The 22,373-nt window shown below is 59.2% G+C and carries 26 protein-coding genes; 11 read left to right on the plus strand and 15 right to left on the minus strand.

Annotated features, from left to right (window positions below; genetic code table 11):
* Window positions 1-3: 3 nt before the first annotated feature.
* Complete coding sequence (locus tag QTL94_RS16290) at window positions 4-282, minus strand: HU family DNA-binding protein (protein WP_065690331.1); 279 nt, start codon at window positions 280-282, stop codon at window positions 4-6.
* Between the two features lie 223 nt (window positions 283-505).
* Here QTL94_RS16290 and QTL94_RS16295 point away from each other — a divergent pair, with 223 nt between their 5' ends.
* A complete protein-coding gene (locus tag QTL94_RS16295; RefSeq protein WP_065690332.1) occupies window positions 506-943 on the plus strand; it encodes a hypothetical protein in 438 nt (145 codons plus the stop codon).
* A gap of 129 nt (window positions 944-1,072) precedes the next feature.
* On the opposite strand, the gene QTL94_RS16300 is transcribed toward QTL94_RS16295, so the two are convergent.
* Window positions 1,073-1,711, minus strand: coding sequence for a hypothetical protein (locus QTL94_RS16300; RefSeq protein ID WP_141683909.1), 639 nt, complete (start codon window positions 1,709-1,711; stop codon window positions 1,073-1,075).
* Between QTL94_RS16300 and QTL94_RS16305 the strand changes: the two genes are divergently transcribed.
* The 3 genes from QTL94_RS16305 (at window position 1,674) to QTL94_RS16320 (ending at window position 3,215) form a co-directional block, all read left to right on the plus strand.
* Entirely contained in the window at window positions 1,674-2,195 is a 522-nt protein-coding gene (locus QTL94_RS16305) for a hypothetical protein (RefSeq protein ID WP_065690334.1), read from the plus strand. The genes QTL94_RS16300 and QTL94_RS16305 overlap by 38 nt on opposite strands.
* 197 nt (window positions 2,196-2,392) lie before the next feature.
* Window positions 2,393-2,575, plus strand: coding sequence for a hypothetical protein (locus QTL94_RS16310; protein ID WP_244499429.1), 183 nt, complete (start codon window positions 2,393-2,395; stop codon window positions 2,573-2,575).
* A 367-nt stretch (window positions 2,576-2,942) separates the two neighbouring features.
* Window positions 2,943-3,215 (plus strand): PAS domain-containing protein, encoded by a 273-nt coding sequence (locus QTL94_RS16320; protein WP_244499430.1) that lies wholly within the window; start codon window positions 2,943-2,945, stop codon window positions 3,213-3,215.
* A gap of 439 nt (window positions 3,216-3,654) precedes the next feature.
* Here QTL94_RS16320 and QTL94_RS16325 read toward each other — a convergent pair.
* The 8 genes from QTL94_RS16325 to traA all read right to left on the minus strand — a co-directional run bounded on the left by QTL94_RS16325 (window position 3,655) and on the right by traA (window position 12,387).
* Window positions 3,655-4,601 (minus strand): IS630 family transposase gene (locus tag QTL94_RS16325; RefSeq protein WP_289802555.1). Its coding sequence is split into 2 segments (ribosomal slippage): window positions 3,655-4,260 and window positions 4,263-4,601, totalling 945 coding nucleotides; the frame shifts between segments, so codons are not numbered across the junction.
* Window positions 4,602-4,823: 222 nt separating this feature from the next.
* Window positions 4,824-5,651 (minus strand): DUF1236 domain-containing protein, encoded by an 828-nt coding sequence (locus QTL94_RS16330; RefSeq protein WP_065690335.1) that lies wholly within the window; start codon window positions 5,649-5,651, stop codon window positions 4,824-4,826.
* A 124-nt stretch (window positions 5,652-5,775) separates the two neighbouring features.
* Entirely contained in the window at window positions 5,776-6,171 is a 396-nt protein-coding gene (locus QTL94_RS16335; RefSeq protein WP_065690336.1) for a DUF1236 domain-containing protein, read from the minus strand.
* A gap of 117 nt (window positions 6,172-6,288) precedes the next feature.
* Window positions 6,289-6,561, minus strand: a complete 273-nt coding sequence (locus QTL94_RS16340) for a BON domain-containing protein (protein ID WP_065690337.1) — start codon at window positions 6,559-6,561, stop codon at window positions 6,289-6,291.
* 158 nt (window positions 6,562-6,719) lie between these two features.
* A complete protein-coding gene (locus tag QTL94_RS16345) occupies window positions 6,720-7,352 on the minus strand; it encodes a TraH family protein (protein ID WP_065690338.1) in 633 nt (210 codons plus the stop codon).
* A 13-nt stretch (window positions 7,353-7,365) separates the two neighbouring features.
* Entirely contained in the window at window positions 7,366-8,526 is a 1,161-nt protein-coding gene (locus QTL94_RS16350; protein ID WP_065690339.1) for a conjugal transfer protein TraB, read from the minus strand.
* Window positions 8,516-9,082: a conjugative transfer signal peptidase TraF gene (gene traF / locus QTL94_RS16355; RefSeq protein WP_065690340.1), complete on the minus strand. Its 567-nt coding sequence runs from the start codon at window positions 9,080-9,082 to the stop codon at window positions 8,516-8,518. The genes QTL94_RS16350 and traF overlap by 11 nt, the downstream gene beginning before the upstream one ends.
* Window positions 9,079-12,387 carry a Ti-type conjugative transfer relaxase TraA gene (gene traA, locus QTL94_RS16360; protein WP_065690341.1) on the minus strand — a complete coding sequence of 1,103 codons (3,309 nt, stop codon included), beginning with the start codon at window positions 12,385-12,387 and terminating at the stop codon, window positions 9,079-9,081. The genes traF and traA overlap by 4 nt, the downstream gene beginning before the upstream one ends.
* 254 nt (window positions 12,388-12,641) lie before the next feature.
* Here traA and traC point away from each other — a divergent pair, with 254 nt between their 5' ends.
* The 6 genes from traC to QTL94_RS16390 all read left to right on the plus strand — a co-directional run bounded on the left by traC (window position 12,642) and on the right by QTL94_RS16390 (window position 18,656).
* Complete coding sequence (traC, locus tag QTL94_RS16365; RefSeq protein WP_065690342.1) at window positions 12,642-12,929, plus strand: conjugal transfer protein TraC; 288 nt, start codon at window positions 12,642-12,644, stop codon at window positions 12,927-12,929.
* Between the two features lie 4 nt (window positions 12,930-12,933).
* Window positions 12,934-13,149, plus strand: coding sequence for a type IV conjugative transfer system coupling protein TraD (gene traD / locus QTL94_RS16370; RefSeq protein WP_065690343.1), 216 nt, complete (start codon window positions 12,934-12,936; stop codon window positions 13,147-13,149).
* The gene (gene traG, locus QTL94_RS16375) at window positions 13,136-15,082 is read left to right on the plus strand and encodes a Ti-type conjugative transfer system protein TraG (protein ID WP_065690344.1); all 1,947 of its coding nucleotides are present in this window, start codon (window positions 13,136-13,138) and stop codon (window positions 15,080-15,082) included. The genes traD and traG overlap by 14 nt, the downstream gene beginning before the upstream one ends.
* 241 nt (window positions 15,083-15,323) lie before the next feature.
* Complete coding sequence (locus tag QTL94_RS16380; protein WP_065690345.1) at window positions 15,324-16,334, plus strand: PAS domain-containing protein; 1,011 nt, start codon at window positions 15,324-15,326, stop codon at window positions 16,332-16,334.
* Between the two features lie 281 nt (window positions 16,335-16,615).
* Entirely contained in the window at window positions 16,616-18,142 is a 1,527-nt protein-coding gene (locus tag QTL94_RS16385; protein ID WP_065690346.1) for a globin-coupled sensor protein, read from the plus strand.
* A 250-nt stretch (window positions 18,143-18,392) separates the two neighbouring features.
* Entirely contained in the window at window positions 18,393-18,656 is a 264-nt protein-coding gene (locus tag QTL94_RS16390) for a WGR domain-containing protein (protein WP_065690347.1), read from the plus strand.
* A 23-nt stretch (window positions 18,657-18,679) separates the two neighbouring features.
* Here the strand turns inward: QTL94_RS16390 and QTL94_RS16395 are convergent, their stop codons facing one another.
* Both QTL94_RS16395 and QTL94_RS16400 read right to left on the minus strand, forming a co-directional pair.
* Entirely contained in the window at window positions 18,680-18,844 is a 165-nt protein-coding gene (locus QTL94_RS16395) for a hypothetical protein (RefSeq protein WP_198928673.1), read from the minus strand.
* A 292-nt stretch (window positions 18,845-19,136) separates the two neighbouring features.
* Entirely contained in the window at window positions 19,137-19,448 is a 312-nt protein-coding gene (locus QTL94_RS16400; RefSeq protein ID WP_065690471.1) for a DUF736 domain-containing protein, read from the minus strand.
* A 692-nt stretch (window positions 19,449-20,140) separates the two neighbouring features.
* Here QTL94_RS16400 and QTL94_RS16405 point away from each other — a divergent pair.
* Window positions 20,141-20,341, plus strand: coding sequence for a cold-shock protein (locus tag QTL94_RS16405; RefSeq protein WP_065690348.1), 201 nt, complete (start codon window positions 20,141-20,143; stop codon window positions 20,339-20,341).
* A gap of 254 nt (window positions 20,342-20,595) precedes the next feature.
* Here QTL94_RS16405 and QTL94_RS16410 read toward each other — a convergent pair whose 3' ends face one another.
* The 3 genes from QTL94_RS16410 to QTL94_RS16420 form a co-directional block, all read right to left on the minus strand.
* On the minus strand, window positions 20,596-20,799 hold the full coding sequence (locus QTL94_RS16410) for a hypothetical protein (protein WP_065690349.1): 204 nt from the start codon (window positions 20,797-20,799) through the stop codon (window positions 20,596-20,598).
* 60 nt (window positions 20,800-20,859) lie between these two features.
* Window positions 20,860-21,066 carry a hypothetical protein gene (locus tag QTL94_RS16415; RefSeq protein WP_083199307.1) on the minus strand — a complete coding sequence of 69 codons (207 nt, stop codon included), beginning with the start codon at window positions 21,064-21,066 and terminating at the stop codon, window positions 20,860-20,862.
* 278 nt (window positions 21,067-21,344) lie between these two features.
* Entirely contained in the window at window positions 21,345-22,268 is a 924-nt protein-coding gene (locus tag QTL94_RS16420) for an ArdC family protein (RefSeq protein ID WP_065690351.1), read from the minus strand.
* Between the last annotated feature and the right edge of the window lie 105 nt (window positions 22,269-22,373).

Here is a 22,373-nt window from a genome sequence, read left to right on the forward strand (position 1 = left end):
CGTTTATTTATTGAGGGAATCCTTGAGCGCCTTGGCAGGGGCGAAAGCGAGTTTTTTTGCGGCCGCAACCTTGATGGCCGCACCGGTGGCCGGGTTACGCGCTTCTCTTTCAGGCGTTGCCTTAACCTTGAACTTCCCAAATCCCGGGATCGAACTTTCCGCACCCGAGAGAGCCGCTGCCGTAATAGCTGCAAATACTCCTTCGACAACGGCTTTGCCTTGCGCCTTCGTCAGGCCATGTTCGGCAGCGATTTTGTCGGCGATTTCGTTTGTGGTCGTCATAGTTCAGCTCCTGTTGCCGCTAGATTGATGTCTTGAGATTCCAGCCTTGTCACTCAGCGTTGCGTTGCCTGGTCCCGTTTCGCCGCCTTTTCCACAATTTCCGCCGACAAGCGACCTCTCAGTCGCAAGATACGCGTGTGTCCGGAGAGCGGGATCGGCGCGCTTATTGACTCCTTCCGCTGCACGTCCGAAAAGAAATGCTGACCACAGAGGGAGATACACAATGGCCGATGAAAATAACGCAAGCCCGGCTGAGGATGAGCAGGTGAGCGGACCGGTTGAGACGCCGACCTTGAAGAAGCAGCGAGCGCCACGTCGGCCTCGGACGGCCACTGCCGGAGCGGACTCGGCCCCGGTTGTTGCTGCAGCGCCCGTCAAGGGCAAGCGCGGAAGGCGTAGCAAACAGCTTGACGGCGCATCAATATCTTCCGCAGAGGCGCATCCAGCCAGCAAAATCAAGGCGAAAACGGCCGCGAAAGCTCCCAAAACGGTGAAATCGACTGAGCTATCGGCAAAGCAGTTTGCTTCTAGTCCGGTTCGTGATGAGATCGCCGATCTCATTCAGCTCGAGGAAGAAAATCAACGGCTGCGCAAGTTGTTGGCAGAGAAGTTGCGGGCGGAGAACGCAGATCTGCGTAAACGACTTGGGCTGGATCGATAAAAGATCGGTCAGAGATCGGTTTACCTGCGGCATTCCCATTGAAGGATATCATCGGGTTCTTGTCGCGAGCCCCGAGACACCGCGTCCCCACATTCGGTGACGCTTGCCGGAGGTAAGAGCGCTATGAAGTCACCCTGGAAATTCCTTGCTGAGTTGACGTCCCGCAAAAAGAGGGCCGACGACCTTCGGGAGGATAACGCGGATGACGGCACGGCCGATCGGGAACCTGTTCCAGCTGACGCGGTCCACGCGGCGAAAGCGTCCGACGATATCCCCGAGCCTGGTCGCATAGACCGCGTCAGTCCCCCCGCCGGGGAGATGGCGCATGGCGGCGTTCGCGAGGATTCTGGTCGGAAAGCGATCCCGCCGTCTGAGCAGATCGTGACAGGGCAAGCTGCGGAGCAATGGGCCGTGAGCAAGCTGCCGACCACCGATCGCGCAGCGGCACAGCCAGCGCAACGAGCACGCATTCGGCAAGGCCACAAGGCGAAGACCCTCAGATCGCGAGAAACCGTCAAAGGCGCTGTTCCAATCAGTGAGGGTGAACAGCCGCAAACGCCAACAAGAAACCGGAGCTTCGTCCAGGAAATGGCGGAGCTGGACCAAGAAATCATGGACTTGCGGCGCCAGTTGTCCCAGAAGCTGCATAAACAGAATGCCGAGCTTAGAGCGATGCTCGATCGCTTCAACCAATCGTGAGTCAAACTCGTAGCCGTAGAGATCCGTTTTTATGAAGAAACCAGTTCGACCATTCGTCGTCGAGATCAAGTCCGGTCGCCGGCGCACGAACGCCACACAGAATGCGGTTTGGGGAACAACTGATTTCAAGGCGATGCTGAAGGAGGCGGCGGCTGATGCGCCACATCTGTTTACGCCCATTGATGGGCCAGAGATAATTAGCGTCAAGGAAAAACAGTCGCTGGAGATTGCGACCGGTGCGACGACTGAAGAGCTATCTGCCGCGACCATCGGTCCAACTGAAAAGGCCGAACGGGTGCCTCCCTCAAATGCGCAACAAACCGTTGGCCGCCAGCACTCCGAGGGAGCGATCCTGCGCAAGAAAACCCCCAGGAACCAGAGGCGCGCCGAGAGCGGATCATCTCGAGACGACCATCCGTCGCAAAGCAGCGATCAAAACGATCTCTTCATTCTTGAAGAAGAAAATCGACGTCTAAAATGGCTTTTGGCAAACCACCTTCGTCAGCAAAACTCGCAGCTAAGGGCAATGCTCGAACGATTTCGCGATGGTTGACGCAGGCCACGAACAAGCCCGCAGCGCTGGGAGAATGTTTCATAGTTGTTGTAGGCTGAAGCGTTTCAAATGAACTGCCCCGCGTCACCATTACATGGGATCTGAGTACTCGCGCAGACCTTGCGCCGGACGCCTGTACGCTATCGTACCGCATCCATCCGTCCTCTCGCGCGTTTTAAGGGAGGGAGGAATTTCATATGATGAACGACAATGTCCCGGCAAGGGATTCACGTAATGCCGCCAAGAGGGAACTTGATTTCGAGCGCACCAGTCAAACGGCAAGAGAAGTGACTGACGCAGAGCGGCGACATCGTGCGGCGAAGACGGAACGCCTCCGGGTGGCGCGGATGCAAGCGGAGGAACAGGGTCGGCAGCTTTGACCGAGGCCCACTGGGAGCGCTACCGACCGCCACGGCATTTCAGCGCAGGAGACCGTCGCTACCGAACTCTTCCCATCCGCTCAACCCGGTCATGAGTTCGTCGGCGTTCTGTTCAGTCCGTTTGGACTTCTCTTTCTTCTTCAGTGATTGCGTCAGCTTTGCTTGATACGCAGCGCGCCTTCGGTTTTCTGCTTTCGCTGCCGCGTCATGCTCCCGCCACGAGTGGCAGCTGCGCGTCGGAGCAAGACATTGCCAAGCTTGTGAAGCGGCCTATTTTGATCGCGACTATCCTTGATACGGGATCTCGGCAGGGCGGCTTCTGTTCGGCCGCCCTATTTTGGCGAGTGGTGGGACCGGGGTGGCGCCGATGCTGCTGGAAGATTTGTATCGCCTGATGAAAACTGGGCCTGTGCAAGCTCAGAGTGTGGTGGACACCATGACCCAGCCGGTTGTCGTCCTAGATCAGCACTATTGCGTCACCACAGCGAACAACGCGTTCATCAACGCCTTCGAAGTCGATCGGGAGGACATCCTCTCACAGAATTTCTTCGGGCTTGGAAACGGGCAATGGGATATTCCCGAGCTACGACAGCTCATATCTTTCGTCATACCGCGAGCAGCCGCAGTCATCGGCCTTTGAAGTGAAGCACGATTTCCCGACGACCGCCGTCGCTCTGGAACTACAACGATTGAACGTCCCGTTCGTGCTTACGACTGCATTTTCCGGCCATGAACTGGCGTCAAATCCAGTCCTCTGCGACGCGATCAACCTGGGAAGCCGACAAATTCGGGCCACCTCATAGAGACCGTGCGGAAGCTGGCTATCTAGCATCTTCCCTGCTGATGCCAACTCGCTGTTGTGAATACGGATTTTGGAAAGTCGTCTCCCTTCCGTAACGTACGGTTGGCGCGGCAGCACATGTCACGCTTGGCGTCCGGTTTCGATCGCCCCCGCCAGTGTGGTCGCGAGATTGCGACTCGCCATCAAGAGCTTGCCAAATTTTGGGGGACCCAGACTCGCGTGGATGTCGCGTGACCAGTCGTAAATATCAGACTGCAGACAATAGAGCGGGATTGTTTTAAGTCCGTTCATATCCAGCCTCGCTGAAGTAGTTTTGACACTCCTGCGGGGTGACTGTTTGGAGGATGATTGCGAGTGCGTCGGAGACGGCGTTTCTGGTTCTGGCCTGCGCCTGGCGGAGCCTGTGCTTGATCTTGGCGAAGAGCATTTCGATGGGATTGAGATCGGGAGAATACTGCGGCAGGAAGAACAGTCGGGCGCCGGCTTTGCGGATGGCTGCCCGGATCGCTCCAGCTTTGTGTGAGCCGAGATTGTCCATCACCACGATGTCGCCGGGCCTGAGCTCGGGCACCAGCACCTTTTCGACATAGATCAGGAAGCTTTCCCCATTGATCGGGCCGTCGATGATCCATGGGGCGCTGACACGGTCGACGCGCAAGGCGGCGACAAAGGTCATGGTGTTCCAGTGACCGAAGGGGGCCCGACCGAGCAGTCGTTCGCCGCGCGGTGCCCAGCCTCTGAGCGGGGCCATATTCGTCTTCGTCCAGGTTTCGTCGATGAAGACGAGACGGGCAGGATCGATGCGATGGCGATGCTTCAGCCAGCGCGTTCGTCGCGCGACGACATCGGGCCGCTCGCGTTCGCTGGCGACCAACGTCTTTTTTTATAACTCAGCCCCTCCTCATGCACGAAGGTCCGGACGGCGCTGTAGTCGACTTTTAGGCCTCGCTCCGCCAGTTCTGCAACCAGCCCACGCAAGGTGAAAGCCTGCGCGCGGCAGCGCTCGATCAGCCAGACCCGCTGTTCCCCGCAAATCGTCCGTCGTTTGTGCCCGCCCATCTGGCCGGAGGCTGGGCTGCCTGTCTCGCGCAACCGCCGCACCCAGTCGATCGCCGTGCTGACGCCAATGCCGAAACGCTTTGCCGCGGCGCGGCACGACAGCCCTTCGCGCGTCACCGCGCAAACAACTCGCTCACGAAGATCATCTGAAAAAGGTCTCGCCATCCAGGCCGGCCTCCTTCACCGGCCAGAATGGTGAATCTGATTTGCACCAGAAAGGGAATCCACTTCCCGACTCCGCCTAAAACAATCCCGCTCTAGCAGCGATCGCGATCAGAATGGCGATCGACACAAAACCGATTCCAGAAGGTTTTCCTTCGTTATAAATCATGAAATACTCCAAAGGGGGCACCCGACGGTGCAACAAGGCACCGCCGGATGTTCCCGTCACGCTTCGATGATGTAGACAATGGTAAGAACATGGGGATCGACGATAACGATCCTGCCATCCGCAAGGATGAAGAACCGGTAGCCTTCATACGCGGGGACGATCTTCACGATCCGCGGCGGCAGCCGGACAAGGTGAACCCGTTTGGGAATCCTGGTCCCGACGGAGACGGTGAAGTCGACCTCCTTCACCGGCTCTACATGAACCTCTTTCACCACCTGACGAATTTCGGTCCTCTGCTCGACAGTCACGTTGACGTTGGTCTTGGTGTTGGTTGTCGCGGAGCCCTGATCGCTCGATTGCTTCTGCGATCCATTGTTCTGCGTGATGGTGTTGCCGGACTTGGAATCCTGCGTGCCGCTTTTCGACCCCGTGGCGACCGAGCCATCGTTATCGGGCGCTCCCGTTTTGGCATTGGACTTCTGCTCGGTCGTGGAACCGCCGTCTTGCGAGCCGCCATTCGGCTTCGCCTCTGCCGAAGACTTCTCGGAGCCGGTTCCGCCGGTCGACGAATTGTCACTGGATGGCTGTTTGGCGTTCTTCTGCATACCGGCGCCTCCACCACCCTTCGGTTCGGCAGATTGTGGCTTACCCTGCCGACATGCACCGGAAGCATCCGGCGTACAGTCGGTGCCAGATGCACTGGATCCGGACTGGGACTGGACGGTCTGCGAGCTTGACTGGGCATCCGCCTGCCCACCGGAACCCGATTGCATTTCCATTTGTGACTGCGTCTTGCTGCTCTGAGCTGCTGCCGGCAGCGTTGCAAGTGGCGACACGCTGAGTGACAGCGCTGCCAGGATCATTGTGAGATGGCTTTTTCGCATGGCTAATCTCCGGTTTGTAGGGACGCACGACATGTAACCCGCAATTCGCTGCGGTGCCTGCATCCCCATGATCTTTGGAAAGGGGCGGCTCGCGCCGCCTGTCGGTCAGGCAAGGGCCTGGAAGTCACTGAATGACTTGAATGACCTTCCGAGACGAAGGCTCGACGATGACACGTTCGTCGTTGACGATTGCATAGGCATACTTCGGATCGTCCGGCACGGGCGTCACTATCACCGTCGTTGGAAGCGGCTGCCCGACGACTACCTTCTCCTTGACGACAACACGGTCCGTAGGAGCGGGAGCTTGTTGAACGTAGGTGACGAGTTTTTGCGGGGGCGGATCAAGCACTGTGCCGGCGACGCCGCCTACAATGCCCCCTACAGCCGCTCCAACGGGCCCGCCGACAATCGCCCCAGTTGCGGCACCTCCAACCGCTCCCGTCACCGTCGACGACTGCGCAAAGGCGGAAGTCGACACCATCAGGCTCGCGACTACCATTCCTACTGTTTTGATATTCATTTTGCTTTCCTCCTTGATAGCGGTCTGTTCCGCTGCGGAATCAAACAGCCAAGGGAGGGGTGGGTTCCAGACCCCGGACTTCAGTCCGGGGTCTGCTGGACCATGGCCCTATCCCGCCTATTGGGTCGGAAAGCGGCTCAACATCCGGTCCTGGACGTTCTCGAACCCGACAATCGATGCGGCTATCGCAATCGACTTGTCACGGTCACATAGGTCTGTGATGTAACCTTCGAGCAAAGCTATCGGACCAAGCATGCGGACCGTAATGGCGCTGCTGTCGATGTCTGGATCAGCCGACAGCGCGGACTGGATCGTCGCGATCGTCGATGCGGAACCGTGGCCTTGTGAACAGCACTCCTCGTGGCTGAAGCTGTCAGAGCCGAATTTCATTGTCACTCCTTCCGCTCCTCCCCTCAAAGGAACCTCGTATGTTGCGTCCTTCTAAAGTAAGAACGCCGCTAAGCTTTGCCAGTCAGACTTAGGTCCCACCTCCACTTGATATCCTTCGGGTCGCTTCGCCCCATCCTTTGTTCACAGATGCAGCATTATCACTCGCCGCCGCCGATCCTCGAAAGATCGATGCGTATTTCCGAAGGCTCAGCAACGCCCCGAGCGACCGCTGGACGGCCGTTGTCCTCCACGCGGCCCCAGGAGTTCGGCTGCGTGCCTCCATCATTCTGGCGAGCTGTTGGGACAGCATTTGCGCGCAGGAACGTGGCACCTCCCGGGTCATCCGCATAAAATACCTTGGCACCGTCGAATTCCCCTGTCTTCCAGGCATGAACAGCATCCTCAAACAGGTGAGGGACCACTTCCGGGTTCGTTGGACTGCCATACCATTTCGTCACGATGCGGGCGATTTTTGCGAACATGGTTGTACCCCGCTTCAAGTTCTCACAGGCATCCACCACACCGCCATCCAGCTGATTGATGTCGGTAATCCCGATGCCTGCCGGAAACTGTGTTAGGCCGATGCGCACGCTGGCCTTCCCGACATGCTGCTTGATGATCTCGAGCGCCTCTTCGGGCGTCGTCGGTTTCGGGACGAGTACAAGCCGGCCGCCGGATTTAATGGTGACTGCAAGCGGATCGTCGGACCCCGCTGCCGCGACGAACTGCTCGACGATCGCCGGCGTCAGGGACGGATCGGCGCATTTTTCGATAAGGCCTGCATCAAGCATTGTGTCTATCCCGTCAGCTGTTGAAGGAAGTAACGAGGGGTTTGTCAAAGAGGCGAGCCCAGGCCAGGGTACTTGCGCGCTGGATATCGACAATCGAGGTGCCGGCGGTCCACCAGCCGTTGCCGACCGCGATGACGACGTCGGGATCATGAAGCATTGATTGGAGAATGGGCCAGACGATGAGTTGCTCGTAGCAAATCAACGGCGCAATACTGGTGTCGGCGATCCTGACGACCGGATTTGCGAAGACATGCGCTCGCGCACTACCACCGTCTGACATCCGGCTGCTCCACGGTTGCCACATCGATCCGGGGACGGGCATTCGCTCTCGATAAACGATGTCGCTGCCATCCGGCGAGATGCTCACCAGGACATTGTCGTATCCGCCCTTTTCGATGATCGCCGCGCCAGCGATGACAGTGGTGCGGGTCCCGGCTAGCCTTGCCTGCCAAAGTCGAGCGAGCGTCGGCGTCCAGAAACCGAGTGCGCTTTCCGGAAGGACGACAATCGCTCCAGGCGCCTGGCGCGCGACGAGCTGGATGAGCGCCTCTTGTCGCTCCAGGCTCGCGTCGCGGCCCAGAGAGGAACCCATGTCCAAATCGACGCCCTGCCACGATGCAGGCAGGATCGGTTCCGCCCACTCGGCGGCGGACCAGAGCCAGAAGCCTGTCATCACAATGGCGACAAGCGGCGAATGGCGCGTCGTCATGAGCACCAGCCCGGTTGTCATCGCCAACAGCCCCCACCACCCCCAAGCCGGAAACAAGACCCCGGCCGCCGTGACCGGATGCGCCCATCCCGTGATCCCGAAGGGAGGGAGGGCGATGACGACACATGCGACCAGATAGCGAAGAGGTTTTCGCCATTTGGCTCTGGCTGTCCAGAGCACTGAATGGACGATCACGAACCCGGCTGACGCCATCAACCACAGCAGCAGACCGGGCCAGATATCGGATGAGTAGAAGTTCGCGACACCCTGCGGCAAACCGCGCGACGCGGCCAGGAAGTATGCAGCCGAAACCACCACGGCGTGCCCGCGGGTTCTCGAAAGCGACCAGACTGCCGGAAACAGAGCAGCAGTGGGAAGAGACAAGACGTTGCCACTCCAACCGATCCAACCTACCGTCGCCGATGCCGCAATCAGTGACGCCGCGCGAAGATGATCACGGCGCATAGGTCCAAACCTCCTGCGCCAATCCGAGCACGCTCTCCACCGGCAGCGGCCCGAAGTACCGCGAGTCGAACGACCCGGGGAAGTCGGAATGCAGATAGATTTCTCCTGGTGGGACCGCACCCCCGGCAAAGGCGACCATCCGCCGTCCCTGACCGTCCCTGGGCATGAGCCCTGAGTGGGGAAGTGGTCGTCCATCGATGCGGACCAGACCGCCGATCTCGATGCGCTGACCGGAGTTCGCAGCCACCGTTTTAATCAGCGGGGCGAAACCGCCGGTGCAAAGCCCGGGGCGAAGGTAGCCGCGCATGAGCGCTTCGCGCATGACATCGGTGACGGGCGGGCAGACGAAGACGAGATCGCCATTTTGCAACACTCGATCGACACCGACAATCCGCCATAGGCCCAGGGGTTCACTCGGCGTGACGTTGACACGGAAGCCGGTCGCACCCAGCCCGATGATCCCAAAGAGCGCAGCAATGGCCGAGACGCCCAGACGCCAGAGTGCGACCCTGCGACCGTGCCCAAGGCGCCCTCCCTTTTCGACCGGAACCGTCATTTGAGAGCCAGTCCCTGGCCCGTCGTCAGTCGCATTGCATCGGATGCCTTGAGCGCAGTCACGGTTCGCTCATGGGCCTGCAGTTGCTGCACGGTGCGCATCGTGTTCCACGCCCGCTCGACTTCGCTCCTCTGCGTGGCGTTCATGCCCGATGTAACCCGTTGGAAGGTTTCGCCGTTCGTGTCCTTGGCTGCAAGCGACAAGAACATCCGTTCTCCAAAACGCTCGGAGACCACCTTGGCAAGACCATCGAGTTCGGCCTTCACGTTTCTGTCCGCCAGTGCGAATTCCAGGCCAGACGGCAGATCGTTTCGATCGATGGCATCGCGAACGCGTTCTAGGATGCTTTTCGCATGGGCCGAGAGAGCAGGGATCTCCAGCGCGAGCTGTTTGCGCGCCGCCAGCTCATCAGCATGATTTCGCCGTGCGGCCTCGCAGCGTTGGCGCAGGTAGTCGCCGATACTGTCGGCGAGCGGCTTGACATTCCTGAGCGCGCGATCCCGGTCGAATCTGTCGGCCCGGCTTGCGAGCAAGCCTGTCTTTCCCTTGAGAGCGCCGAAGGTTTCAGGCTCCCCGGCCATTCTTGCGATCGTCTTCGCCGCTGCTTCCTGATCGCTCAGCATTGCGTCGACATTGGCCGCCTTGAACGCTGCTTCAGGCTGCGCGTAGACATGATGGAACCGCATCGAGACTTCCTCCCATTGTCTTTTGAGCGCAGGGTCTGCCGCGAGCTTGTCTTCGACAGACTGATCGATGGATTTCGGGAAGGTGGTGATACCAGCCACCATAGGCTTGACCTCCTCTGCTGCAGTGGGAATTGGTTTGCCTGTCGACAAAGCGAAGCCGAGCTTGGTGCCTATGGCCGTGAGCCGGCCGGCGAGATCGACGAGCTTCTGTTTTTGCCGAATCGTCCATTCGAGACGATCGCGCGCGACGGTCCTTGCAACGCTGGCGATATGGAGCCCGCGCGCTTCGGCGAAGCGAAGTGCCTGCCGGTAAATGCTTCCGCCGGCGTAATCGAGCGATGTTTCCTTGGAATTCTTGCGAGACAGGATTTCAGCCAGGCCGCCCGCCTTGGCGAACGATCGGCCTCCGTAGTAGACGCCAAGATCCTCACGATGACGGGTCATCGCCACGTATGTCAGGTGCCGGTCGAGCGAGAGCGAGGCCAGCACCTTGACCCGGTCGACCGTGGTGCCCTGGCTCTTATGCACGGTCGTGGCGTAACCATTATCGATATTGTTGTAGAACCGCTGCTCGACCACGATCCGGCGACAATGTCCGCCCTCGCCAGTCACAGCCATGAGGCGCCCGGGAGAGGCCTCTACCACCTTTCCCAACATGCCGTTCTTGGCGCCGATCGAGCCGTCATTTTTCAGGAAGACTATCTGGTCGCCGGCGGCGAAATTGCGATTGCCGTCGGCCGTCTCGAAGGTCGAACCGGCCCCGATAATCCCGCGCTCGAGGAGCTTCATGCGTGCCAGCTCGTTCAGCATTCGGACATCGCGGCGCAGATGTGCGAGGATCAAGGTGGACTTTGCCGGATCATAGTCACGGTTCCAGTCGGTGATGAGGCTCGAGATCGCGTCGGACTTCAGCTCGGTCCTGATCACCTTGTCCCTGGCCTGATAGGCTTCGACAGCCTTTACGACATTGCCGCGCGCCAGATCGAGCGACGCGTCACGCATCCACTGCTCCTGCTGCCGGTGGATTGTCTTGAGTTCCACATAACCGATGCGATCAGCGATCGCCCGGAAGGCGGCACCGGCCTCGATGGGCTGCAACTGCTCCGGGTCGCCAACGAGAACGAGCTTGGCACCTGCCCTGGTAACGGCCTCGACGAACAGCGCCATCTGACGAGATGAAACCATGCCCGCTTCATCGAGAACGAAGACGCATCTGTCGTCGAGTTGTCCATGGCCCTGGGTCCAGCGATGCTGCCAGGATGAAAGCGTGCGGGAGGCGATGCCCGCTTCCTTCTCGAGACCTTCTGCCGCCTTACCGGCAAGCGCGCCGCCAACCACGCGATAGCCAGCCACTTGCCACGCCTCGCGCGCCGCCTTCATCATCGTTGTCTTGCCAGCGCCGGCGAGACCGATCACAGCGGCAATGCGCTCATCACCCACGACATGCTCGATCGCGGACTTCTGCTCGTTCGAAAGGTGTTCATGACGGGCGAAGGTTGCCTCAAGCACAGGCCGGCGAACGCCATGCGATGATCGGTTGAAGAGCCAGGTCGCCCGATTGGCCATCTCGGCTTCGAGCCGGATGAGTTCTCGTGTCGTGTACTTTGCTGGCGCCCTCATGCCGGTCGCGAAGTCAAGACGTTCGCGATCAAGACGAAGGGTCTCAGGGCCCTGCAGGATGCGTGCCATCAGGCTTTGGAAGAGAGCGGCATCATCTATATAGCGGTGCAGGATCTTCGCTATGTCGTGCTCGTCGAAGACGCTCTTTTCCCGCGTGATCATCGCGAGCACGATTTCCGGATTGCGTTGGATCCTGCGGGTATTCTCCGCGCGCAGCGCCTCCTGCAACTCCAACCGCTCAAGTGCAGCTTTTTCCTCCGCACGGCCTGCCTTCCGCTCGATCGCTTTCGTGCCGACACCAAGATGGATCGTCGGCGTGAGCCCGATGCCCTGCTTTTCGAAGGAACGGCCATCAATACGAATGTCGAGCCCGGCAAGCGCCAGATGGCGGTTCTGGCAGGCAAACCAGCCATCGCGAAACGTGTTGAAATCTTCGGCACCACCAGCCCATAGCTCGTAGACGATCTTGCCGGCGTCGTTGCGGACCGGCTTGCCATCAGCGCCAAGGACGGCAACTCTCTTCGGCCCGAACCCGTCTTCGGTCAGCGGCCGTAACGTGGTCATCAAATGGATGTGCGGATTGCCCGGCGCATCGTGGAACACCCAATCGGCAACCATGCCCTGTGCCGTGATGTGCCCTGCCACGAAATCCCGCACAAGTTCGATATTCTGCTCCGCTGAAAGCTCGATCGGCAGAGCGATGGTCACGTCCTTGGCAAGCTGCGCATCCGAGCGTTTCTCGAAATCCTCGACCTTGTTCCAGAAGGCTTCCGAGGCGCCGGATATGGAGCGATCCGCACTCATGGTCCGCAGCCATTGCGGGGCATCGGCCGGAATGGAGAACTCCTCGTGCAGCAGGCCCGGCTTGCGGGAATAGTCGATTGAGCGCGCCTCCCGCTCATAGTCCATCTTGGCGCAATGCCTGTAGGCAGCCGACAGCACGGCGCTGCGGCCGGAGCCGCGGGCGACGATGCTGACTGAAAAATGCGGGACGGCCATGCGCGTCGCAACTCCTTCGATCGAACAGATCCAACAGGTTCGTCGGGCGTGGCGGCCTCGGCCCAAGGGCCAAGCAAGGCGTCGCATCAGCGACGTATAATTGCGCACTTGGATGCCGCTCCTTTGGAACGGCCGTGATCATCCACCAAGGCATCGCCCTTGGCGATTGTAGGATTAACAGTAGTGCGCTGCGCCCTCCCTGCTGAAAATCTCTGCTCCCAGCATCGGATTTTCAGCAAAGGGAGACAGACGGAATGAAAAAGCCATCCTCGAAAATCCGCGAAGAAATCGCGAAACTGCAAGACGCGCTCAAGGCCGCGGAAACACGCGACGCCGAGCGGATTGGACGGATCGCGCTCAAGGCCGGTGTTGGCGACATCGAGATCGACGAGAGCGCGCTCCAGACCGCGTTCGAGGATGTGGCGAACCGGTTTCGCGCAGCCAAAGGCCGATCGAGCGGGAATGAAAGGGGCGGCGCAAGCAGCCGGGGTATATCGACGATCCCGCCTGGCGCGCTTGCACGCAGCAGTGACGAGGCTTGAGCGGATGGCAAGGACCTCGACATCTGCCGCTCGCAAGAAGGACACGCGCGAGAAGATCGAGCTTGGAGGCTTGATCGTTAAGGCTGGGCTCCGCTTCGAAAAGCGGGCGATGTTGCTCGGCGCGCTCATTGAGCTCGCTGATCGTCTCAGAGAGGATCCCGGCGAGCGGGCACGGCTGACAGCAGTCGGCGCGGAGACCTTCGGCAATGACAGTGGCTAGAATACTTCTTTCCATCGCCGTCGCCCTGCTGATGATCGGCGCTGCCATTGGATTGGCCGGAGTTGATCAATGGTTCGCAACCTTCGGCAAGACCGAGGAATTGAGATCGACGCTCGGCAGGATTGGCATTGCGACACCTTATCTCGCCGCTGCCGCCATCAGCCTGGTCTGGCTCTTCGCATCTGCCGGATCCACCCACATCCGGTTCGCGGGATGGGGCGCGCTCGGTGGAAGCGTTGGCACGATCCTCGTCGCCATCGCCCGGGAAGGATCGCGCCTTGCAGCACTTGCCGACAAGGTTCCTGATGACCAGTCCGTGGCTGCATATCTCGATCCAGCGACGATGATCGGCGCAACGGCTGTGCTGGCTACGGGATGCTTCGCACTGCGAGCCGCACTGGTCGGAAACGCCGCGTTCGTGCGATCCGAGCCAAAGCGGATTATCGGCAAGCGCGCACTCCATGGCGAAGCCAACTGGATGAAACTGCAGGAGGCCGGACAGCTCTTTGCCGAAGCGGGCGGGATCGTCGTGGGCGAGAAATACCGGGTCGATCTCGATGGGCTAACTGCTCGCGGCTTTCGGGCTGATGACAGGGAGAGTTGGGGAAAGGGAGGCAAGGCACCTCTACTCTGCTTCGACGGTTCCTTCGGCTCGTCCCACGGGATTGTCTTCGCTGGTTCGGGCGGGTTCAAGACGACATCGGTGACGATCCCGACATCACTCAAATGGGGCGGGACGCTGGTTGTCCTCGACCCATCGAACGAAGTCGCGCCGATGGTATCGCAGCATCGCGAAGACGCTGGCCGCAGGGTTCGGATCCTCGATCCGCGCCAACCGGCAACCGGCTTCAACGCGCTTGACTGGATCGGCAAGTTCGGCGGCACCAGGGAAGAAGACATCGCCTCCGTCGCATCCTGGATCATGAGCGAAAGCGGCCGCGCCTCCGGCATTCGAGACGACTTCTTCCGCGCTTCCGGCCAGCAACTGTTGACCGCGATCATTGCTGATGTCTGTCTGTCGGGTCAAACGGCGCGAGAGCAGCAGACATTGCGCCAGGTGCGCACCAATCTCGCCGAACCTGAGCCGAAGCTGCGCGAGCGGCTACGGGATATCTACGACAATTCGCAATCCCGGTTCGTAAAGGAAAACGTCGCCGCCTTCGTCAACATGACGGCCGAGACCTTCTCCGGCGTCTATGCCAACGCAATCAAGGAAACCCACTGGCTGTCCTACCAGAACTATGCGGCACTCGTGTCGGGTTCGGCATTTTCGACGGACGACATCGCCTCGGGCAAGATCGACGTGTTCATCAACATCGACCTGAAGACGCTGGAAACCCATGCGGGACTGGCACGCGTCATCATCGGTTCGTTTCTCAACGCCATCTATAACCGAGATGGTGCAATCGAGGGCCGCGCGCTCTTCCTGCTCGACGAGGCCGCAAGGCTTGGCTACATGCGTATCCTGGAGACGACGCGCGACGCCGGCCGCAAGTACGGCATCACGCTGACGATGATCTATCAATCGATCGGCCAGCTGCGCGAAACCTATGGCGGGCGCGATGCGTCCAGCAAGTGGTTCGAGAGCGCGAGCTGGATCTCGTTCGCCGCCATCAACGATCCGGAGACGGCTGATTACATCTCCCGGCGCTGTGGCATGACCACGGTCGAAATCGACCAGGTCAGCCGCAGCTTTCAAGCGCGCGGATCTTCGCGAACACGATCAAAGCAGCTGGCAGCCAGACCGCTGATCCAGCCTCACGAGGTACTGCGGATGCGCGCCGACGAACAGATCGTTTTCACCGCAGGCAATCCGCCGCTCAGATGCGGCCGGGCAATCTGGTTCAGACGCGATGATATGAGGACATGTGTGCGACAAAACCGGTTCTATCATCCAGCGGCTTCGTCGATGCGGATCCTCGACTCGAGCTAGGCAGATGAGGAATGACTACACCTTCCTGGGGATCGCGCCACAGCCAACGGCAATATTTCATTCGTGATTTCTCGAATGGATGTTGGCGCATTTTTCGCTAGCGGCGCGAGCAGGCAAACAATATTGGACACTCTGATTTGGCTGAACCTATAACAGCGGGCGCTGAGTTGCGAAGTAATCTCAGCGATGCTGTCTTTGGACGCCGAGTGATGTCTCCGTCGCGACCACGGGAAATCTATCCATGCCCTATACTCGCCTGCTTAAAAGTGCAGACGCAAAACTCCGACTCCTGGAGGAAAAGCTTAACGTGGGGACCTGGAGTTGGCGTTTGCAAACGTCCGAAGTCGTTTGGTCTCAAGGCCTGTTTCGGATCCTCGGCTTCGATCCCTTCAGCGTTATTCCGACACTGGATCTGTACCAGTCGCTCGTGCACCCCGATGACCAGATAAAATTCGATGACGCCGTTGGACTCGCGTCGGACAAGCGGCTGCAGAATCGTCGGTTCCGCGTCATCCGGCCCGATGGAAGTTTGCGTTGGCTTCTCAGCAAAGCCCAACCTCATCTGGATCGCAACGGCACCCCCATACTTCTCTTTGGCGTCATCGTTGACGTGACCGATGAAGAGGAGTCGAAGGCATCGATCGAGACAGATGCCAAGGTTGCGGGCATTCTCACGCAATTATTGAAGGGCAAGGTGTGGAGGGCGACATCCACCGGCAAGCTGATAGAGACAGCGGATTGGACGCAGCTTACGGGCGAAACCGCGGCGCAGGCACACGACTGGTCAGCGCTGGCAGCAATCCATCCGGATGACCGCGAGCAATTCCGAAATAGCTGGAAAATGGCGCTTAACACCCGAACGGAGTATTCGTCGAGGTTTCGGGTTAGAACTCGCGCCGGACAGTACGTGGTCAGGGCGAGTAGGGCCATGCCACTTATCGGGTCTTCCAGGGAGATCGAGCAATGGATCGGCTACTCCGTCGTTGACGCTGCGGCCGCTTCCAAACCGGGCGAAGCGAATTTATGTTCAGCCCAGATTCGAGCGGCGCGCGGATTTTTGGATTGGACCGCTCAGGAGCTTGCAAATCAGTCGGGTGTATCGTTTTCGACTATTCGCCGCATGGAAGCGGCTCACACGTCGGTCAGGTCGGAAAGTGTCCAGCAAGTCAGGGCAACATTCGAAGCCCGCGGCCTTGTCTTTCGAACAGATGAAAACGGACACGTGTCGATCGGTTTTCGACCCCATCCATAAAGGGCAGGGTTGGGCCCGATCAGAAATGGACGAAAACCGGCCAGTAGACACACACCAATAGAGCAAAAATTGTTCATCTCCCGCGATTGAGCAATTTGGGTCCTCGATATGGCTACCGAAGTCTTTACGAGATTAAGCCCTCCCTAAAACAGCTCTGCTACATTTCTTAGCATCGGACGCAGAAGCGGCGGCTGGATACAGACTGTCCATCTGCCGATCTCCGACAACCATGATGAAATTCATGCGAGCCTCACGGCTCCGCAAACAGAAAGCTATGGCAAATGCGCGATCGCAACTCCCAGGCCAAATTGAATGAACGCCTCGAATTCGTCGGGCTTGATGAAAAGCAGCGGCAATCGCTAGCGTCCCTTGGACCCGTGATCGGTCGTTCACTAGACGGCGCATTGAACGTCTTCTATTCGAAGGCTCGTGTCCACTCGGAAACCTCGAAGTTCTTTTCAAGCGAGGCTCATATCCAGCACGCGAAGGAGCGACAGGTTCGCCACTGGGAGAATATTGCCTCCGCCAAGTTCGACGAGACCTATGTCGAAGCGGTTACAGCGGTTGGGAAGACGCATGCACGTCTAGGACTTGAACCCCGGTGGTACATTGGCGGCTATGCGTTGATCGTTGAGAGCATCATACGTTCGGTTATTGATAGCGAACTGTCGGGGTTCACGATGCGATCCAAGCGGAGCAAACTCGGCGACGATATCTCAGCGGTGGTGAAGGCCGCACTGGTTGACATGGACTACGCGATTTCGGTCTACCTCGAAGCGCTCAGCGAGCAGCGCGTGAAGGCAGAAGGTGAGCAGCAGAAGCTCAAGGGCGAGCAGGACCATGCGGTCGCGGCATTGGACCGTGCGTTGGAACTGCTTGCCTCTGGCGATCTAACCGCGCAATTGGTCGAGCCGGTAGGCGAGGGTTTCCAGTCGTTGAAGGACAACTACAATAGCTCGCTTCACAGCGTTGGCGTAGCAATCTCCGAAATTCATGCGGCCGTGGCGATGGTGAGCGAGCAATCACAAGAAATCTCGGCCGCGACGAACGACATGGCTCGTCGCACCGAAAGGCAAGCGACGGCCCTTGAGGAGACTGCGGCAGCGTTGGAGGAAATTAGCGCGATCTCCAGGCAAGCGCAGGATCGCACCCGCGAGGTCCAGAGCCTCGTAAGGCAATCCGCCTCGGAAGCACTCGCCTCCGGGAGTGTTGTTGAAGAAGCGATTCAGGCCATGAGCGAGATCGAGAGCTCATCGAAGGAGATGACAGCCATCATCGAAGTGATCGATGACATCGCCTTTCAAACCAACCTGCTTGCACTTAACGCCGGCGTCGAAGCGGCTCGCGCGGGCGAGCAGGGCAAGGGGTTCGCAGTTGTTGCCCAGGAAGTGCGCGAACTTGCTCAACGATCCGCAAAAGCTGCCAAGGAGATAAACGTCCTCATCGGGCGGTCCGCACAGGACGTGCTGCGCGGTGTGACACTCGTCGACAAGACGGGGGCAGCGCTCCAAAGCATCGGGACTCAGGTCAGAGCCATCGATGAGCACATGGAAAACATCGCCAAATCCTCGCAGGAGCAGGCTACTGGAATCAGCGAAATCAACGTCGCCGTCGGGAACATGGACACGATAACCCAGCAGAATGCTGCCATGGTCGAGGAGTCGTCAGCGGCGACCGTGCGACTGTCCGAAGAAGCATCTCGTCTTTCATCGTTGGTCGCTGGCTTCAAACTCGCCAACCAGGGATCTGCATCGCTTTCAAGCCGGAGTTCGAACCAATCATACGTCCGACGCCTGCGTAGCGCTTGATCCCAGCGTGGCATTTCCCGGATGCCCTACCGGCAGCCAGATTCTCGATGGCGCTTGTGGCGTAAAGACGTCATCGGGCTGTACGCGAACAAACCATAGCCCGCACAGGCAGAGGCCACTTGCGGGCTGGACTCGCGCGGCGAATAGGGCCGTGTCTGGCGCAAGAACCATCACTGATGTGAATCGATGCCCTTCAACTGATTCATAAGTCTCGTTGGACGCCGGCAGGAGAATTCAAGATCCTGCCGGCATGATCACGCAGCCCTACCATCTCTATGTCGAACGCACCGATGCCACGAAGAATATGGCGCGCTACTACGCCTTGGAAATCACGGCGACGTTGTTCGGGCAGGCATGTCTCGTTCGGTCATGGGGACGCATCGGAAAAAATGGTCAGCACAAGAACCATCATTTCGAACGGGAAGAAGATGCCGTCGATCTCTTTCTCAGCCTTGCCCGCCAGAAGCGCGCGAAGGGCTATCGTCCCCCCGGTGATCGCCAGGGAATTGCGTAGGCGTCACGGTCATCGGAGTCCGCCTAGAACGGCGGCTTCACGTCAAGGCGTCCATCCTGCTCGGCAACGATGATTGCAAGCTCTGCCTGAGCGCACTCAAGCTCGACCTCGATCGCGCGGCGCTCATAGGTCTCACATGCATTCCGCAAATCAGCGCGCAGTTCCTCGATGTGCTGTTCGATTGTCATCGTCGTCAACTCCTGATGTTTGAGAAAGATGACGTCCGCGGGCGTGGCGAGGGGACAGGGTCAGGGATCGCGACAGCGACCGCCGCGCGGCGTGTGGGGGAGCCGAAATGCGCCAGCATTTTGGGGGAACCGGACGTCCTTGAGGCTGTACGCTCGTCACGGCACCCTCGCTCGGTCCGAGCAGACCTCACCTCTCGTGCGGCACCAGGAAAGCCGGAGGCTGGCTCGATGCCTGCCTCTGGCTTCCAATGGGAAAAGAAAACCCCGCCTTGCGGGCGGGGCCTTGTGCACGTCAGCCCCGGTTCGGGCGGGACCAGATCAGCTGGTAGTCTTCCTCGCCGTCGACCGCGATCAGGTTTGCGAAGATCGGAGCCGGGAAGCTCGGATCGTCGAGCTTGACCAAGAGGTAGTCGCGGTCGGTTTCGGTAGAGCGCTTCTGCCAGGCTGCGCCGAGCTCAACGTTGCCGGCATAGATGCGGAAGTGCGGCCCCTTGTCGGAGGGGTTTTCGACGCGAGCGATGCGGGCCTTGACGTTGAGTGCGAGAGTGCGGATCGAGCCGGAGAAGCCGTTTTCGGTGTTGGTGAAGTTGCCGATGGTAGCCATGTTCAAGTTCCTTTTGCTTGTTTCGAAGCTGCGCCCTTCGCGGCCTCGATGGCAGTCGAAAAGATCGGAAACGATCGGACCGCACCCCAAGGGCCGGAACATCGTGAAGGGCGGTGGACCGGGGACTTTCTTGTCCCGCGAGGAATGGCGGCGTAGCCGTCAGGGGAAGAAAGTTCCGGGGCCGCCGTTGCGGGATAACGAGCGAGGCGAAGCTGGTTTCCGGTCAGACATGCCCCATCGAGAACGCAGATGGAGCGCCGCCACCCGTGCAAAGGACGCGGACATCCTGGCAGAGGTTGCTCGCCATATTGCAGAAGTCATGCGAGTGGTCTGTTCACCCCCTCTCAACGACGTGGCGCATGCGTCCTTGCGTCGACGCCGCGGAATCTAACGTGCACGGGGCCGCTGGTCTCTTGTAGAATCCGACAAAAGACGGGCGCGGCGATCGTGATCTGCGTCGGATCTTCGGGCCGCCAATGATATCAGCCTCTGGACGTCGGTCGCCGCCGCGGTCAGTGAATGCTGACGACTAGAGATCCCGTCGGTCTCGGATTTGAGATCGCCGGAGATCGTGGGTTCCGTATCTCGGCGCCATCGTTCAAGGACTGGACTGCAAATGGCACCCTTACTTGCCTGCGATCCCCTTCGGTCTATCACTGCGGACCAGGAATATTGAACCACCGGAGAAGTTCGTGGCGAACGGCACTGTAAAGTTTTTCAATCAGGACAAGGGCTTCGGCTTCATCACGCCAACCAATGGCGGCCCAGACGTCTTCGTGCATATCTCTGCTGTCCAGGGCGGGTCGCTGCGGGATGGCCAGAATGTCAGCTACGATCTGGGCCAGGATCGAAAGACCGGAAAATCCAAGGCGGAGAACGTCCGTCCAGCTTGATCGTGAACGACAAAAAAGTCGGCGCGAATTCGCACCGACCTTTCCTTCCATTTTTCTGCCATTGGCAAGACATCCGTGGTCAAAGGCTAGGCGACTTAACATCACGGCTATTTCGAGCGCATCGACAGTGATGCCGATGGCCGATAGCTCGCGGGCGACCTATTGAGATCAAGAGAGGCGGGCCATCACTTCTCAGCTTGGAAACGCCGCTTGCACGTAAGCGCTTTCCACTGGAAGAAGGGGCACCGCAATCGTCACTCAGCAGATGGCCAATCGTTCGACGGTTCTTCGACAGTGGCACGATCGATAGATGCGACTGTCTGCTTTTGTCGGAGATTGCCGAGCTCCTTCTCAAGGACATCGAGCACCGCGTTATGCTCGGCGCCTTCCGCCACGAGCGCGCTTACCAGCGCCTCCAGGCGAGGCTTCGTTTCGGCGAGGATGTTTCGGTACGACATTTTGATCACTTCCTTGACTGGAGAAAGGACAAATGACCGGTTCGTCCCTGAAGGCTCTTTTCAGTGAACGCCATCGGATGAAGGCGCATTGACCAGTACGGCCCATCGGCCCACGTAAGTGCCGATCAGCATCGTTGACAGATCGTCGAGGTTGCGGTGGCCTTGGTCGAAGAGCGAGAGTGCAGCCGTCGATAGTACATCGTATGTCTGCTCGTGTGGTTCGACTTCGTAGTAGTCGAACCAGGCATTCACCGCTTCGGCCAACATTCGGAAATTTTCATCCACGCGCGGGGGCATCGGCATATTCTCCAGCCCCGATAAAGGTAGCGCCCCGCCCGATTCCGTCAAGAATGGACAAGGCGGAGCAACCGCTGGGATAGATAGCTAATGGAACAGCAACCACCTCGTTCGGAATTTCGATTTCGCTCGAAGAGGTTGGGCAACGCTAAAACCAACAACCACGCCATACGGCATTGCTGTAAATGACGTGATCGCACTCGCCGATTTGCCGGGTGCGATCAGCCCCACATCGCTTAAAGCCTGCATCAAGCCGCAACGTGAGCAGTTCCGGTGACCTGTAGGTCATGAAGGTAGGTAACGGCTCGCTGGGCATGAGCGGCCGCCTGGAAGATGGCGCGCCTGTCGTCGGCCAGCACCTTGAGCCAGGACTGAAGGTAGGACGCGTGGTCCGGCCTCGGTTCAAGTTCCGGCGCGATTCCAAGATCAGCGCAAAGGAAGCAGCTGCCAAGCTCGGCTATCAGCTCTTCGCGGGCACGCTCGCTTTTTTCCTTGCTGTAGCGCGACAGATCTCGCCCGAGGCGGTGCTTTGCCGCCGTCCAGTGTGTCGCCTCATGGCTGAGCGTGGCATAATAGCTCGCCGGATCCTTAAACATCTCGAAAGCTGGCATCTCGATGAGATCGGGGCCGGGCGCATAGAATGCCTGATTGCCGCCATGACGAATTACCGCGCCGGAATTCCGGAAGAAGCGGTCGACCTGCTCGATACGCTCGACCGGGTCCTGGGGTGGCGCCGGCCGATAATGATAGTGATCCGGAAGACCGCCGATCTGCTCGACGTTGAACACTGAGTAGGCCTTCAGAAAAGGGATCTCGCGATCGACCTCGCCGCCTTTTCCATCAGCCTCCGACTTGGTGAAGCGGCTGGCGAACACCACTGTCGATCCGGTCTCCCCCTTTCGCACGGCCGCGCCAAGCTCGAGCGCCTGCTTGAACGTCATCCACGTCGACGAGGCGAAGCCACGTGACATCTGTTCTGACCAGAGAAGAAGCACGTTCATGCCGGAATAGGGCTGTCCGGTGTGGCGGAGCGGTCGGGTGATCCGGCCGCCGGCGTTTGCAGCGCTCCATGGTTTCATCCAGGGACGCACGCCTTTGGCAAGCTCCTCCAGGATACGGTCAGTAATGCGTGAATAGATATCGGTGCGCTGACTTTCGACTTTCTTGTTCATTTGTCTTCTCCACTCTTCTGGAGCCGCGCCAATCGCGGCCCCGTCGCGGAGGCCATGGGCAGGAGCCAACGAGCCGGCAACATGCACCGGAACGGCCGGAACGAA

This window comes from Rhizobium sp. S96, assembly GCF_030382195.1.
Classification (GTDB): Bacteria; Pseudomonadota; Alphaproteobacteria; order Rhizobiales; family Rhizobiaceae; genus Rhizobium.

Bases quoted from the DNA above. Each gene is read 5' to 3' on its own strand.
- QTL94_RS16290 (WP_065690331.1), bottom strand. From the start codon at position 282: ATGACGACCACAAACGAAATCGCCGACAAAATCGCTGCCGAACATGGC.
- QTL94_RS16295 (WP_065690332.1), top strand. From the start codon at position 506: ATGGCCGATGAAAATAACGCAAGCCCGGCTGAGGATGAGCAGGTGAGC.
- QTL94_RS16305 (WP_065690334.1), top strand. From the start codon at position 1,674: ATGAAGAAACCAGTTCGACCATTCGTCGTCGAGATCAAGTCCGGTCGC.
- QTL94_RS16310 (WP_244499429.1), top strand. From the start codon at position 2,393: ATGATGAACGACAATGTCCCGGCAAGGGATTCACGTAATGCCGCCAAG.
- QTL94_RS16320 (WP_244499430.1), top strand. From the start codon at position 2,943: ATGCTGCTGGAAGATTTGTATCGCCTGATGAAAACTGGGCCTGTGCAA.
- QTL94_RS16330 (WP_065690335.1), bottom strand. From the start codon at position 5,651: ATGCGAAAAAGCCATCTCACAATGATCCTGGCAGCGCTGTCACTCAGC.
- QTL94_RS16335 (WP_065690336.1), bottom strand. From the start codon at position 6,171: ATGAATATCAAAACAGTAGGAATGGTAGTCGCGAGCCTGATGGTGTCG.
- QTL94_RS16340 (WP_065690337.1), bottom strand. From the start codon at position 6,561: ATGAAATTCGGCTCTGACAGCTTCAGCCACGAGGAGTGCTGTTCACAA.
- QTL94_RS16345 (WP_065690338.1), bottom strand. From the start codon at position 7,352: ATGCTTGATGCAGGCCTTATCGAAAAATGCGCCGATCCGTCCCTGACG.
- QTL94_RS16350 (WP_065690339.1), bottom strand. From the start codon at position 8,526: ATGCGCCGTGATCATCTTCGCGCGGCGTCACTGATTGCGGCATCGGCG.
- traF (WP_065690340.1), bottom strand. From the start codon at position 9,082: ATGACGGTTCCGGTCGAAAAGGGAGGGCGCCTTGGGCACGGTCGCAGG.
- traA (WP_065690341.1), bottom strand. From the start codon at position 12,387: ATGGCCGTCCCGCATTTTTCAGTCAGCATCGTCGCCCGCGGCTCCGGC.
- traC (WP_065690342.1), top strand. From the start codon at position 12,642: ATGAAAAAGCCATCCTCGAAAATCCGCGAAGAAATCGCGAAACTGCAA.
- traD (WP_065690343.1), top strand. From the start codon at position 12,934: ATGGCAAGGACCTCGACATCTGCCGCTCGCAAGAAGGACACGCGCGAG.
- traG (WP_065690344.1), top strand. From the start codon at position 13,136: ATGACAGTGGCTAGAATACTTCTTTCCATCGCCGTCGCCCTGCTGATG.
- QTL94_RS16380 (WP_065690345.1), top strand. From the start codon at position 15,324: ATGCCCTATACTCGCCTGCTTAAAAGTGCAGACGCAAAACTCCGACTC.
- QTL94_RS16385 (WP_065690346.1), top strand. From the start codon at position 16,616: ATGCGCGATCGCAACTCCCAGGCCAAATTGAATGAACGCCTCGAATTC.
- QTL94_RS16390 (WP_065690347.1), top strand. From the start codon at position 18,393: ATGATCACGCAGCCCTACCATCTCTATGTCGAACGCACCGATGCCACG.
- QTL94_RS16395 (WP_198928673.1), bottom strand. From the start codon at position 18,844: ATGACAATCGAACAGCACATCGAGGAACTGCGCGCTGATTTGCGGAAT.
- QTL94_RS16400 (WP_065690471.1), bottom strand. From the start codon at position 19,448: ATGGCTACCATCGGCAACTTCACCAACACCGAAAACGGCTTCTCCGGC.
- QTL94_RS16410 (WP_065690349.1), bottom strand. From the start codon at position 20,799: ATGTCGTACCGAAACATCCTCGCCGAAACGAAGCCTCGCCTGGAGGCG.
- QTL94_RS16415 (WP_083199307.1), bottom strand. From the start codon at position 21,066: ATGTTGGCCGAAGCGGTGAATGCCTGGTTCGACTACTACGAAGTCGAA.
- QTL94_RS16420 (WP_065690351.1), bottom strand. From the start codon at position 22,268: ATGAACAAGAAAGTCGAAAGTCAGCGCACCGATATCTATTCACGCATT.